11 protein-coding genes and 2 pseudogenes are annotated in these 13,683 nt (G+C 70.8%); 3 read left to right on the top strand and 10 right to left on the bottom strand.

The annotated features are described in order from the left end of the window. Nucleotides 1–53 precede the first annotated feature (53 nt). From JN350_RS08725 to rplU, 8 genes and pseudogenes are all read right to left on the bottom strand, one after another. Nucleotides 54–1,505 (bottom strand): hypothetical protein, encoded by a 1,452-nt coding sequence (locus tag JN350_RS08725; protein ID WP_205464233.1) that lies wholly within the window; start codon nt 1,503–1,505, stop codon nt 54–56. Further along, nucleotides 1,502–2,101, bottom strand: a complete 600-nt coding sequence (nadD, locus tag JN350_RS08720) for a nicotinate-nucleotide adenylyltransferase (protein WP_111084540.1) — start codon at nt 2,099–2,101, stop codon at nt 1,502–1,504. The genes JN350_RS08725 and nadD overlap by 4 nt, the downstream gene beginning before the upstream one ends. Nucleotides 2,102–2,111: 10 nt before the next feature. Beyond that, nucleotides 2,112–2,312 (bottom strand): hypothetical protein, encoded by a 201-nt coding sequence (locus JN350_RS08715; protein WP_111084539.1) that lies wholly within the window; start codon nt 2,310–2,312, stop codon nt 2,112–2,114. A gap of 41 nt (nt 2,313–2,353) precedes the next feature. Next, nucleotides 2,354–3,617, bottom strand: a pseudogene (locus JN350_RS08710) (glutamate-5-semialdehyde dehydrogenase). Nucleotides 3,618–3,993: 376 nt separating this feature from the next. Beyond that, nucleotides 3,994–4,740 (bottom strand): glutamate 5-kinase, encoded by a 747-nt coding sequence (gene proB / locus JN350_RS08705; RefSeq protein WP_205464413.1) that lies wholly within the window; start codon nt 4,738–4,740, stop codon nt 3,994–3,996. A 78-nt stretch (nt 4,741–4,818) separates the two neighbouring features. Further along, complete coding sequence (gene obgE, locus JN350_RS08700; RefSeq protein WP_205464232.1) at nt 4,819–6,378, bottom strand: GTPase ObgE; 1,560 nt, start codon at nt 6,376–6,378, stop codon at nt 4,819–4,821. Nucleotides 6,379–6,535: 157 nt separating this feature from the next. Next, entirely contained in the window at nt 6,536–6,787 is a 252-nt protein-coding gene (gene rpmA, locus JN350_RS08695; protein ID WP_071257351.1) for a 50S ribosomal protein L27, read from the bottom strand. Between the two features lie 12 nt (nt 6,788–6,799). Continuing rightward, nucleotides 6,800–7,108 carry a 50S ribosomal protein L21 gene (gene rplU / locus JN350_RS08690; RefSeq protein WP_111084536.1) on the bottom strand — a complete coding sequence of 103 codons (309 nt, stop codon included), beginning with the start codon at nt 7,106–7,108 and terminating at the stop codon, nt 6,800–6,802. Nucleotides 7,109–7,287: 179 nt separating this feature from the next. Here rplU and JN350_RS08685 point away from each other — a divergent pair, with 179 nt between their 5' ends. Further along, nucleotides 7,288–7,560, top strand: a complete 273-nt coding sequence (locus JN350_RS08685; protein ID WP_123313478.1) for a DUF4031 domain-containing protein — start codon at nt 7,288–7,290, stop codon at nt 7,558–7,560. Between the two features lie 294 nt (nt 7,561–7,854). On the opposite strand, the gene JN350_RS08680 is transcribed toward JN350_RS08685, so the two are convergent. Together JN350_RS08680 and JN350_RS08675 are read right to left on the bottom strand one after the other, a co-directional pair. Then, on the bottom strand, nt 7,855–8,670 hold the full coding sequence (locus tag JN350_RS08680; protein ID WP_205464231.1) for a hypothetical protein: 816 nt from the start codon (nt 8,668–8,670) through the stop codon (nt 7,855–7,857). Between the two features lie 121 nt (nt 8,671–8,791). Then, a pseudogene (locus JN350_RS08675) lies at nt 8,792–11,309 on the bottom strand (Rne/Rng family ribonuclease). A 723-nt stretch (nt 11,310–12,032) separates the two neighbouring features. Here JN350_RS08675 and JN350_RS08670 point away from each other — a divergent pair. Together JN350_RS08670 and JN350_RS08665 are read left to right on the top strand one after the other, a co-directional pair. After that, a complete protein-coding gene (locus JN350_RS08670; RefSeq protein WP_205464230.1) occupies nt 12,033–12,596 on the top strand; it encodes a vitamin K epoxide reductase family protein in 564 nt (187 codons plus the stop codon). Between the two features lie 122 nt (nt 12,597–12,718). Next, the gene (locus tag JN350_RS08665; RefSeq protein WP_205464229.1) at nt 12,719–13,570 is read left to right on the top strand and encodes a DsbA family protein; all 852 of its coding nucleotides are present in this window, start codon (nt 12,719–12,721) and stop codon (nt 13,568–13,570) included. Nucleotides 13,571–13,683 lie beyond the last annotated feature (113 nt).

The raw sequence follows: 13,683 nt of genomic DNA, 5'->3' as shown, positions 1-13,683 counted from the left end.
AGCGGCCAGGCCGGGGGCGGCGGGGTGGTGCAGGACGTCAGGGACGACAGCGGTCAGCCGCCCATGTGGGTGGTGAGCAGGGCGGTGATGATGACACCTGCCGCTGCCAGTCCGACCGCGCCGACCGTGACACCGAGGATGAGCGGCGTGCGCGACTCCTTCGGCTTCGCGGCGGCGAGGACGACCTGGCGGGTCGAGGTGTGACTGGACACCGCGCGGCTGGCGCGCACCGGGCTCGCGTCGGTCTCCGGCTGCTCGTCGTGCTGCTCGAGCAGGCGGTCGACCTCGGCACCGTCGATCGGTCGGTGCGACCCCGTCGAGGACAGCGACGCGGGCAGGTCGATGGACCCCGTGAGGATCACCTCGCCCGTCGCGTTCAGTGCTCCGGTCGGGTCGGCCAGGGCCGAGTTCGGCAGGATGATCGCGTTGGTGTCGGTCACCGCGATCCGGCGGGTGCCGGTCGAGTCGTCGTGCACCTCGGCGTCGTTCGAGCCGTGCGCCTGCTGCGACCAGTGCCCGACGGGCGGCTCGAAGGCCGTCGTCACCGGCTTCGGCTCGGCCGGCCACTGGAAGGACGCGGGGACCTTCGGGGGCTCGGTCCGTGCGGGCTCCGGGATGGGGACCTCGTTGGTGTCGTCGTCCTCGGGGTCGAGGGACAGCGGGAACACCGCCGGTGTCGACGGTGCACCGTCGGGGATCCCGGGGAGCGGCGTGGCCGAGGGGCGCTCGGGCGCGGCGACGTCGACCGGTGCGTCCGTGGCGATCGCGTCGGTGCCCGTCTGGTCGGTGCTCGCCTGGCCGGTGCTCGCCTGGTCGCTGGGCGTCCCTGCGGAGCCCTCGTCCGTGGAGTCGGCTGCGGGCTGTGCGTCCGGTGTGTCGTCGCCGCCGTCGGCGGGCGGCGACCAGGTCGACCGGTGGCGCCGGGGCTCCTCGGCGTGCGCAGCGGCTTCGTCGAGCGGCTCGAGGGCGTCGGGGGAACCGTCGGCCTCGGTGGCCTGGGCGACCGCTGCCTCGTCGAGCACCGTGGGGGTCTCGGAACCGGACGGCTCGTCCGTGGCGCGCGGCGCCGAAGCGGGCTCGATGGTGTCGACCGAGCCGAGGACGTCCTCGACGGTGCGGTCGGAGGACTGCGGCGTGGGGTTCTGCAGCGGGACCGGCAGGACCGCCTGGTTCTGGGCGGCGCGCTGCTGGCGGATCTGGCGGCGGGTGAGGCCACCGCTGCCGGGCACGATCTCGGTCGCCGAGGCGGGCGGGAACGGCGACACCCCGGCTGCGGGGACCGACGACACCGGCACGGAGGGCGCCGAGGCGGGGGCGGCGGACTGGGTCGGACCGCCGGGGGCGGGTGCCACGTGCGAACCGGGCCGAGGACGGGGGTCCGTCGACTCGGCGGGGGCGGCGACGGTCGGCGGCGGCGTCGCGGGCTGCGAACCGGCTGCTGCGGCACGCTCCCGCTCGCGCGCCTGGCGCCGCGACAGGGGCGGCTGCGCGTCGGACGAACTCATGCAACGCTCCGATACAGGTGGTGCTTGGAGATGTACTGGACGACCCCGTCGGGGACCAGGTACCAGACGGGGGAACCACGTCTCACCCGGTCGCGGCAGTCGGTCGACGAGATGGCCAGTGCGGGGACTTCGAGCAAGCTTACGTCTCGCTCGGGGAGTCCGCTGATGCTCAGGTCGTGTCCCGGACGCGTCACGGCGACGAAGTGCGCGAGGTCCCAGAGACCATCATGGTCTTTCCAGTCGACAATCTGCTGAACGGCGTCTGCGCCCGAGATGAAGACGAGCTGCGCGTCCGGCCGCTGTTCGTGCAGGTCGCGGAGCGTGTCGACCGTGTACGTCGGGCCGGGGCGGTCGATGTCGACGCGGCTCACCGTGAACATCGGGTTGGACGCGGTCGCGATGACCGTCATCAGGTAACGGTGCTCGGCATCCGTCACGCCCGACTTCATGTAGGGCTGACCGGTGGGGACGAACACGACCTCGTCCAGGTCGAACGCCCGAGCGACCTCGGACGCCGCGACGAGGTGACCGTGGTGGATGGGGTCGAACGTGCCGCCCATCACCCCGATGCGCGGTCGTCCGGTGCTCTCGAGCATCGCGTGCAGATCAGATCTTGGTGTGGCCGAACTCGTCGACACCGGTCTCGTGGTGGCGGGTCGCCTCGAACTTCTGCGAGTGGCGGTACGCCACGTCGCGGAAGCTCCAGGTGACGAAGCCCAGGAAGACGAAGAACAGCGCACCGACGAGCGGGAACACGAACGCCGGGGCCCCGGAGGCGTGCTCAGCAGCTTCTGCGAGGAAGGTCATCGTTCGGTGCTCCGTTCGGTCGGGGAAAGACGCCGTTCAGTCTAGCCGCGGATCTGGCCGTTCCCGCGCACGATCCACTTGGTGCTCGTGAGCTCCGGCAGCCCCATCGGGCCACGCGCGTGCAGCTTCTGCGTCGAGATGCCCACCTCGGCGCCGAACCCGAACTCCCCGCCGTCGGTGAATCGCGTCGAGGCGTTCACCATCACGACCGCGGAATCGACCGTCGCCAGGAACCGCTCGGCCGTGTCGACGTCGTTCGTGACGATCGACTCGGTGTGGTGGGTGGACCAGCGCGCGATGTGCGCCATCGCGGCGTCGACGTCCGGCACGACGCGGATCGACAGGTCGAGGTCCATCGACTCGGTCGCCCAGTCCTCGTCGGTGGCGCGCAGCACGCCCGGCACGATCGCCCGCGTGGCGTCGTCGCCGCGCAGCGTGACGCCGGAGGCGCGGAGCCGGTCCGCGAGCACGGGCAGCAGCCGCTCGGCCGCCTGTTCGTGCACCAGCAGCGTCTCGAGGGCGTTGCAGACGCTCGGCCGCTGCACCTTGCTGTTCAGGACGATGTCGACGGCTCGCTGCTCGGGGGCCGACGCGTCGAGGAACACGTGCACCACACCGGCGCCGGTCTCGATCACGGGGACCTGCGACTCGGTGACGACGGTCTGGATGAGCGAGGCGCTGCCGCGCGGGATGAGCACGTCGACCAGGCCGCGTGCGCGCATGAGCTCGGTGGCGCCGGCACGGCCGAACTCGTCGATGGTCTGCACGAGCTCGCGCGGCAGGCCGACGGACTCGACGGCGTCCTGGATGCGGGCCACGAGCACGGCGTTCGTCCGCTGGGCCGCCGAACCCCGCGGAGCACGACCGCGTTGCCGGACTTCAGCGCGAGCGAGGCGATGTCGACCGTGACGTTCGGTCGTGCCTCGTAGATGGCGCCGACGACCCCGAACGGCACCCGCACCTGGGTGAGTTGCAGGCCGTTCGGCAGCAGCGAGCCCCGCAGGTGCTCCCCACCGGGTCCTGCAGGCCGACGACGTCCTCGACCGCGGTGGCCAGCGCCTCGATGCGTGCGGGGTCGAGCCGGAGGCGGTCGACGAGGCCGGAGGACAGGCCGCTCTCCTCGCCCGCGACCAGGTCGCCGTGGTTCGCGGCGACGATCTCGTCGGTGGCGGCACGGACCTCGGCGGCGATCGCCACCAGGGCTGCGTCCTTGACCGCTGTCGTCGCGGTCGCCAGGGCCGACGAGGCGGTCCGGGCCGCCACGAGCGTGTCGGTCAGGGTCGGGGCGGGCGCGATCGACGACATGGTCCGATTCTAGGTCCGCTCGTCGGCCCGTGACGGGCGTGACGGTGTCTCGCCGGCCGACCGGTCACGACACGTCGTACGACCAACGCCGAGCGGTCGCGCCGCGTCGCTCCGTGCCGACCCTGTCGACTGGTCCAGACCGTTCGACGCAGTCCGTCGGTGAGTCGTGACCGCCTGGAGGCCCGGCACCGGTCCCCGGGACCCGCGCCGGGCCTCCAGGCGGTCGCGTTCACCACGCCGACCGTCACGGCACGTCGTCCTGCGCCACGCGGGCGGTCGCAGACCGTCGCTCCGCGACGCCCGCGCCGACGGTCTCTGACCGTCGGCGCCGTCCCGACCGCGAGTCGTGACCGCTCCGGGCGCGGACCCACCCGTGTCAGGGACGCGGCGCGGCGTGGAACCAGGTGCCGACGTGCTCGCCCGACAGGGCGCGGTCGACGAGGGCGGTGGCGGTCACCAGCACCGAGGTACCCGCCTCGGCCGCGAGCCGTGCGGCCGCGACCTTGGTGCCCGCGCCCCCGGTCCCCACGCCGGTCTTGCCGACGGAGCCGAAGGTGACGCCGGCGAGCTCGTCGCCGAACCGTACCTCGTCGATGCGCTCGGCGCCGGGCTGCTCGGGCGGCTTCGTGTACAGGGCCTCGACGTCGGAGAGCAGCACCAGGGCGTCTGCACCGAGCAGCCGCGCCACCAGGGCGGCGAGCCGGTCGTTGTCGCCGAAGCGGATCTCGTGCGTGGCGACCGTGTCGTTCTCGTTCACGATCGGCAGCACGCGCAGGGCGAGCAGCCGGTCGATGGCGCGCTGCGCGTTGACCCGGTGCGTGGGGTTCTGCAGGTCGCCGGCGGTCAGCAGGATCTGTGCCGCGACGACCCGGTGCCGGTCGAGTTCCTTCTGGTAGCGGAACATCAGGACGTTCTGACCGGTGGCCGCGGCGGCCTGCTGCGTGGCGAGGTCGTCGGGACGGCCCTCGAGCCCGAGGAACGGGAACCCGGTCGCGATCGCACCGGACGACACGAGCACGACCTCGGTGCCACGGCCGTAGGCGCCGGCCAGGGCGTCCACCAGCGGACCGATCTGGCCGGCGGCATCACCGCTGACCGAGGACGAGCCGACCTTGACCACGATCCGCCGCGCACGCGGATGTCCTCGCGCCGGGTGACGGGTCCGAGGTCGGTGCGGGCGGTCGTGTCGGTCATGCCGCGGTCAGTCCTTCTGGTCGCTGGTCTCGAAGTCGCCGGTCTCGAGGTCGTCACTGGTGACGACGTCGTCGTTCACCCAGAGGCCGGACACTCGCTCCTGCTCGAGCTCGGCACGGGCGGCCGCCTTGGCGTCCATCCGCTCGAAGTACTCCTCGCGACGTTCGTTGCGGGTCGGACGCGAGGTCGCACCGATGCGGGCGTCGGTACCGCGCGCGCTCGTGATGAGCTCCGCGGTGGACGTGAGCGTCGGCTCCCAGTCGAAGACCATGCCGCCGTCGCCACCGATCACGACGGTCGAACCGGCGACCGCGCCGGCCTTGAACAGGCCGTCCTCGACACCGAGCTTCGCGAGCCGGTCGGCCAGGAAGCCGATCGCCTCTTCGTTGGTGAAGTCGGTCTGCTGGATCCAGCGCTCCGGCTTCGCGCCGCGGACGCGGAAGAAGCGGTGCTCCTCGCCGCCCTCGGCACGGACCGTGAAGCCCTGGTCGTTGACCGCACGGGGGCGGATGACGATGCGCTCGACGACGGGCTCGGCCGCGCGCTTGGCACGACCCTGCTCGACGATCTCGGCCAGCGCGAACGTCAGCTCACGCAGCCCCTTGTGCGACGCCGTGGAGATCGGGAACACGCGGTAGCCGCGGCCCTCGAGCTCGGCGGTGACGAACTCGGCGAGCTCCGCGGCGTCCGGCACGTCGATCTTGTTGAGCGCGATGAGCTGCGGACGCTCGAGCAGCGGCACCTGGCCCTCGGGGACCGGGTAGCGCTCGAGCTCGCCGAGGATGACGTCGAGGTCGCTGATCGGGTCGCGGCCCGGGTCCATGGTCGCGCAGTCGATGACGTGCAGCAGGGCTTCGCAGCGCTCGACGTGCCGCAGGAACTCGAGGCCGAGGCCCTTGCCCTCCGACGCACCCTCGATCAGCCCGGGGACGTCGGCGACGGTGAAGCGGCTCTCGCCCGACTCGACGACGCCGAGGTTCGGGGTGAGCGTGGTGAAGGGGTAGTCGGCGATCTTCGGCTTCGCGGCCGAGATCGCTGCGATGAGCGAGGACTTGCCGGCGCTCGGGAAGCCGACGAGGGCGACGTCGGCGATGGTCTTCAGCTCGAGGCTGATGTCGCCCGCCCAGCCCTCGGTGCCGAGGAGCGCGAAGCCGGGGGCCTTGCGCTTGGTGGTCGAGAGCGCCGCGTTGCCGAGGCCGCCCTGGCCACCGGGGGCCACGACGACGCGCATGCCGGGTTCGGTCAGGTCTGCGATGACCTCGCCGGCCTCGTCGTACACGACGGTGCCGATCGGGAGCGGGAGCTCCTGGACCTCGCCGCTGACGCCGCTGCGGTGGTCGCCCATGCCCGGCTGCCCGTTCTTGGACGAACGGTGCGGCGAGCGGTGGTAGCCGAGCAGCGTGGTGACCTGCGGGTCGGCCACGAGCACGATGTCGCCGCCGTCACCGCCGTTGCCACCGTCGGGCCCAGCGAGGGGCTTGAACTTCTCACGGCGGACCGAGACGCAACCGTTGCCGCCCTTCCCCGCGCTGAGGTGCAGGGTCACGCGGTCGACGAAGGTCGCCATGGTTCCACTCCTGGAAGGTCGTTGCGCCGGCGTGATCCGTCAGCGCGTTGTGCCGACGGCATCCGTCAGCGCGTTGTGCCGACGTGATCCGTCGGCGGGAAAAGCGAAGGAGGGGCGGGCACTCGGCCCGCCCTCCCGCTGAAGCTGATCGTCGCGACTACGCGTTGACGATGTTGATGACCTTGCGGCCACCCTTGGTGCCGAACTCGACCGAACCGGCCGAGAGGGCGAACAGCGTGTCGTCGCCACCGCGGCCGACGTTGGCGCCCGGGTGGAAGTGGGTGCCACGCTGGCGGATGATGATCTCGCCGGCGTTGACGACCTCGCCACCGAAGCGCTTCACGCCGAGGCGCTGAGCGTTCGAGTCACGACCGTTGCGAGTGGAACTCGCACCCTTCTTGTGTGCCATGAGCTGACTCCCTTACGCGATCTTGGTGATCTTGACGCGGGTCAGTTCAGCGCGGAAACCCTGGCGCTTCTTGTACCCGGTCTTGTTCTTGAACTTCTGGATGATGACCTTCGGACCGCGCAGGTCGTCGAGCACCTCGGCGGTGACGGTCACGTTGACGAGCTCGGAAGCCGCCGACGTGATCTTGTCACCGTCCACGAGGAGCACGGGGGCGAGGTCGATGTTGCCCTTGTCGTCCGCCTTGACACGGTCGACGGTCAGGATGGTGCCGACCTCGACCTTTTCCTGACGGCCGCCGGCGCGCACTACTGCGTAAACCACGTGGAAATCCTTACGTAACTCTGCTTGAGGGAAGTCTCGGGTGCCCACTTCTGCACGAGCGGCTCCCGGAAGGCCGGGCCCGATCGGCGACGCAGGCAGAACGGCCCGCTGACACCAGGGATCGAGAATACTCGATCCCCATGGGTCCGGTCAAACGGCGACACACGTACGATTGCACGGTGACCGTGTTGATCGACCCACCGACGTGGCCCGCTCACGACACTCTGTGGTCGCACCTCGTCAGTGATGAATCCTACGCGGAACTCCACGCGTTCGCTGCACGCGCCGGTGTGCCGCGTCGTGCGTTCGACCACGACCACTACGACGTGCCGCTCGCGAAGTACGACGAACTGGTCGCCGCGGGGGCCTCTGCGGTGTCCGGCCGGGAGCTCGTGCTGCGGCTGATCCGCAGCGGCCTGCGCGTGGCGCAGCGCGACAAGCGCGCGCACTGACGCGCCGGTCGCGCACGTCCGGCACGTTCGGTGCGGGGTTCCGGACTCGGTGCGGGGCACGCCGGCTCGCACGGCGTCCGGAACCTCGCACGGTGCGGACAGGAGGCCCGGCGCACCCCCGCCACGTCCGTCCCTCGCATGACCGCGGTCGCGTCACGGGCATGCGCGCACGGTGCGAGGTTGGCCACACAGTGCGAGGTACGAAGGCCGCACGATGTGGTCAACCTCGCACCGTGCAGCGACCGCCCACACGACCGAGGGCGCCCCCACGACAGCACGCGCGACGACCCGAGGTCAGCGGGGCGCTGGACCGCCCCAGGGAGCGGCCGGCGGCTGCTGGTCCGGACGGGGCTGTGCGCCGTACTGGCCGCCGTACTGCCCGTGGGGGTCCGGCTGGACCAGACCCTGTCCGTACGGGCCCTGTTGCGGCTGCTGCGGCCCCGGCTGCACGGTCGCGGGCGGGACGGCGTCGGCGGGCCGCACCGTGCCCGGCAGGCCGGTCGTCGGCGCGGTGCCACGGTTCCGTCGCGGGCGCCCGAGCCACAGCCACGCCGCGGTCGCGCTCGCCAGGAGCATCACCGTGAACGGCACGCCGTTGCGGAGCGGGTTCGTGACGACGTCGATGACCAGGCGGGACCCGCCCGAGGTGATCGCACCGAACGCGCCCGTGAAGACGCCGACGAGCGCGAGGGCGATCGTCCCGGCGGCTCCGGCGAGCACGGCGCGGAGCAGCACGGTCGGCAGCGGGCTGCGGCGGGCGATCGGCGTCAGGAACGCCAACGCCAGGAACGCCCCCGCGTAGAACGGGAACGGCGCCAGGAACACCGAGGCGATGAAGCTGCCGACCAGGCTGGCACCCGCGCCGTAGTGCGCGAACGGACTGACGACGAGCGACGTCCCGATGAGCCCGACGATGCCGGACACGAACTCGACCAGCACGAGGGACACCACGGCGATGAGCGCCCCGGCGGTGTTGTTCACCGAGGCGCTGGGCGCGAAGGCCCGACGAGGATCGGCCGGTGCACGCGGCGGTCGCGGCGGGGCGTAGGGCACGCCGGCAGCGGGCTGGACGCCGTACGGCGGCTGCCCACCAGGTTGCCCGCCACCCACCGGCTGCCCACCGTCCAGCGGCGCGGAACCACCGGCTCCCCGGGTCCGGGCGGTGCGGGCTGCTGCCAGCCCGCACCGTAGTACCCACGATCCTGCTGCGGGTCACCGGGGTTCGTCACGCTCAGTTCCCCAGGATGACGGCGCCGTCGGTGTCCTCGCCGGACGCACCCTCGGTCGTGGCCGGGGCACTGATGCTCGGCGACGACACCCGGCGGGACCGCGAACGGCCCTGACCCGGCTGCTTCGGCTCGGGCAGCGCCTGGAGCACGGAGTCCAACAGCGACTCGGCGTCCGGGGCGACCTGGCGCGGCTCACGCTTCGGGGCGGCGCCGAGCGGGATGTCCAGGATCGCGACCGTGTTCTCGGTCGGGGTCACCGTCGCGCTGGAGCTGACCCGACGGCGGGCCGGGGCCTTGGCCTTCGGCTCGGCAGCAGGAACAGCAGCAGCCTCGGCGACCGCCTGCTTCGGCTCGGCCTGCTTCGGTTCGACGGCGACCTCAGGCTCGACGGCGACCTCGGGCTCGACCGCGACGGGAGCGGACTCAGTGGTCTCGGTCGCGGAAGCGTTCGACTGCTCACCGCTGCGTCCACCACGGCCGCCACGGCGCCGACGCTTCGACCCGGTGGGCTGCTCGCCAGCACCGGAGTCGTCGGACGCGGACGTCGCTGCGGGGACGTCCGCCGAGGTCGGTGCCTCCGCCGAGGTCGGCGATGCCGGCGAGTCCTCGTGCGGGATCGTCGAGGCAGCGATCCGCGACAGCGCGTTCTTCACGTCGTCGGTGATCTGGTGCGCCTGGCTGGACTGCCCGTTCGACGAACCGGAACCGGAGCCACCGCCGGAGTTGCCCCCGCCGTTGCCGTGCCCGTTGCCGCCGTTGCCACCGTTCCCGTTGCCACCGGCGCCGTTGCTGCCGGCACCGCTGCGCCCCTTGCGACGTCCCTTGCTCGGGCCCGGGTCGGCGTTGTTGTCGTTGACCTTGGCGTTGACCTCGTCGAGCGACTCGCGCAGGCCGACGCCGATCTTCTTGCGGGTCATCTGCACGAGGCCGAGCGAGGTGACCTCGGCGACCTGGTGCTTCGTGCGGTCGCGGCTCAGGCACTCGATCAGGCGACGGAGCACGAGGTCGCGGTTCTCCTCGAGCACCATGTCGATGAAGTCGACGACGATGATGCCGCCGATGTCGCGCAGGCGGAGCTGGCGGACGAGTTCCTCGGCGGCCTCGAGGTTGTTCTTCGTCACGGTCTCCTCGAGGTTGCCCCGGAGCCGACGAACTTGCCGGTGTTGACGTCGACGACCGTCATGGCCTCGGTGCGGTCGATGACGAGCGAACCACCGGAGGGCAGCCAGACCTTGCGGTCGAGCGCCTTGTCGATCTGCTCGTTCAGGCGGTACTCCTCGAAGGAGTCCGGGCCCTCGTAGCGGACGACGCGGTCCTTCAGGTCGGGCGCGACGGCCGACAGGTACTCGTCGATGGTTCCGCCCGCGGCCTCGCCGTCGATGATGAGCTTCGTGAAGTCCTCGTTGAAGACGTCACGCACGATCTTGACGAGCAGGTCCGGCTCTGAGTGCAGCATCACCGGGGCCTGGCCACCGGCGACCTTCTTCTGGATGGCCTCCCACTGGCTGGTCAGACGCTGCACGTCGCGGGTGAGCTGCTCCTCGGTCGCGCCCTCGGCTGCGGTGCGCACGATGACGCCCGCGTGCTCCGGCAGGACTTCCTTCAGGATCTTCTTCAGACGCGCACGCTCGGTGTCGGGCAGCTTGCGCGAGATCCCGTTCATCGAGCCGTTCGGCACGTAGACCAGGTAGCGACCTGGCAGCGAGACCTGGCTGGTCAGGCGGGCGCCCTTGTGGCCGACCGGGTCCTTCGTGACCTGCACCAGGACTTTGTCGCCCGGCTTGAGCGCGGCTTCGATGCGACGCCCGTGGCTGGTGTCGACCGAGTTCCAGTCGACCTCGCCGGCGTAGAGAACGGCGTTGCGGCCGCGGCCGATGTCGACGAAGGCGGCCTCCATCGAGGGCAGGACGTTCTGCACCTTGCCGAGGTACACGTTGCCGATCAGCGACACGTTCTCGGACTTGGTGATGTAGTGCTCGGCGAGGATGCCGTCCTCGAGCACGCCGATCTCGATGGTCGACGTACTGGAGCGGACGATCATCTGCCGGTCGACGCTCTCGCGGCGGGCGAGGAACTCGTCCTCGCTCACGACCTGGCGCCGGCGTCCGGCGTCACGGCCGTCGCGGCGGCGCTGCTTCTTCGCCTCGAGCCGGGTGGATCCCTTGATGCGCTGCGGCTCGGTGATGAGCTCGGGCTCGCGGCGGCGGGGCTCTTGGTGGTCGCGCGGCTCGCGGGGCGCACGGGCCTCGCGGTCGGCGCTGCTCCCCGACGACGCGAGCGCCGGCGGGATCCGCCCTGCTCCTCACGCTCGTCGGTGTCGTACCGGTCATCGCGGTCGAACCGGTCCTCGCGCTCGGAGCGGTCGTAGCGGTCGTCACGGTCGTCCTCGTCGCGCTCGTACCGCGCGGCACGGCGCGGCAGCTCCGGCAGGACGGGGGCGTGGAAGATCAGGCTGAGCGTGCTCGTCGCCTTCGGGACGAACGGCTCGGCGGGGGCGGCGGGTTCGCTCGCCTCGGCCATCGGCTCGGTCTCGGTCGGACGGGAGGCACCACTCGGCTCCGCCACGTCGGCTGCGGGCTCGGTCGGCTCGGCCGTGACCACCGGCAGGTCGCCGGTCAGCGTGCTCACGTCGTCCGGCTCGGCGCTCTGCGCGGAGACGGCCTCGACCGCGACGGACACGGCTTCTGCCGGTGCCCCGTCCGTCAGCGCGAGGGTCTCATCGACGGCGGGCGACTGCACGGCGCCCCCTGGCCCTGCTGGCCGGACGACCGGGCGCGGCGTCCGCCGAACAGGCGGGTCCGACGCTTCGGGGCGTTCTCGTCGTTGGTCGTGTTGTCGTTGTTCTGCTCCACCATGGACTGGCGCACTCCTCGGCCCCACTCGCACCCTTGTCAGGCGGCGGGAATTCTTTGGTTGTGGCGGTGGCGTCGACGCCCCGCGCTCGCTGTCTTCGTGATCGGTCTGCGTCAACTTCTCGTTGCGTCCGCTGCCGTTCCGGTCCGGGCACCCGGCCCGGGTCGGCTCGGCGTCGGAGTGACGCTGTCCCGACCACGGTGCGCTCTCACCGCACCTGATCGTCCGGACACTGCCCCGTGGGGCACTGCCCGGAAAGCTCTCTTCGGTCTGCGGTTGCCCGCACGACCTCCGGCCAGTATCGCACGCCGCTCCCGGAAAGGACCGGAAGCCGCATGCGATGATGACGGCGTGAGCACGTCAGCGCCTGCCCCCCGTCGTCCGATCGCGATGGCCGTCTTCCTCTTGATCACCGGGTTCGTCGGCCTGTACGGGTCCTTCTCCCTGGTACTCGACGAGTTCAAGAAGTACGCCGACCCCGACACGGTGCTCTCGTGCGACGTGAACCCGTTCATCAGCTGCTCTGACGTGATGGCGAGCTGGCAGGGCCACCTGTTCGGGTTCCCGAACCCGCTGCTGGGCGTGATGGGCTTCGTCGCGCCGATCGCCGTCGCGGTGATGATGCTCGCGGGCTTCCGCAACGGTTCGCGGTGGTTCTGGATCGCGTTCAACACCGGCGTGTTCCTGGCGTGGGTCTTCGTGACGTGGCTCTTCACCCAGACCGTCTGGTTCATCGGCGCGCTCTGCCCGTGGTGCATGCTCGTGTGGTCGATGACGATCCCGATGTTCTGGGTGTTCACGATCTGGAACGCCGCGCAGGGCCGCTTCGGTGCGAAGACCCAGCGATTCGGCCAGGTGCTGCTCCCCTTCTGCTGGGCGTTCCCGCTGGCGAACTACCTGTTCATCATCGTGACGATCATCATCAAGTTCCCGACCATCCTGACGGTCTTCTGATCCGCTGCTGGGCGTTCCCGATGCGGCACCGATGACACATCGATGACACGTCACCGAATTCCTGGGGGCTTCCCAGGCAGGACGCCCGATCGCCGTACGGGCAGCACCTACGCTCGATTCCGATGAGCGAGAACGAGAGCAAGAAGGTCCGTCGCGACGCCGCCCGAGAGCGCGCTCGCGAAGCCCGGGCGAAGGAACAGGCGCGACGTCGCCGCAACAGGACGCTCGGCATCAGCGGCATCATCGTCGGCAGCCTGGCGGTCGTCGCCGTGGTCGTCCTGGTGATCGCGAACTCGGTGCAACCCGCGGGGCCCGGGCCGCGCAACATGGCGAGTGACGGCATCTTGTTCACCGGCCAGAGCGGCGAGATCGCACCCGTCGAGACGAAGGCCACGCCCGACGGTGGGACCCCGACGGCGACGAAGCAGGACGACTCGGTGGCGAACATCACCGTGTACTCGGACTACATGTGCCCGTACTGCAACCAGTTCGAGACGGCGCAGATGGACCAGATCGAGCAGTGGGTGAAGGCCGGCTCCGCAACGCTCGAACTGCACCCGTTCAACCTGCTCGACCGGGTGTCCCTCGGGTCGAAGTACTCCACCCGCTCCGCCGCCGCGGCCGCCTGTGTGGCGAACTACGACCCGGACGCGTTCCTGGCGTACAACACGTCGCTCTACGAGAACCAGCCGTCCGAGAGCACCAAGGGGCTGACGAACGACGAGTTGGCGTCCCTGGCGAAGGACGCCGGCGCGACGAACAGCAAGGTCGCCTCGTGCGTCACCGGGCAGCACTTCGCCGGGTGGGTCGCCGACGCCACGAACCGGGTGATGAACGACCCGATCCCGAACTCGTCGCTCGACAAGGTGACGAGCACCCCGACGATCATCGTGAACGGCAAGCAGTTCACCGGCTCCCTGACCGACACCGACGCCTTCGCGTCCTTCGTCGAGCAGAACGGTGGCGCTGCGTGATACGCGCCAACGCGACGAGCACGCCCCTCGCTTCGCCTCTGGAAGCAGGTCCGTGCTCACGCGGCGAGTTCGACACGACGGCTGATCTGTTCAGACGATCAACCTGAGATGAC

This window comes from Curtobacterium sp. 24E2 (assembly GCF_016925595.1).
In the GTDB taxonomy this organism is placed as follows: Bacteria; Actinomycetota; Actinomycetes; order Actinomycetales; family Microbacteriaceae; genus Curtobacterium.
Note: the sequence above shows the minus strand (reverse complement) of the source record. Positions and strands in the feature narration are given on the sequence as shown.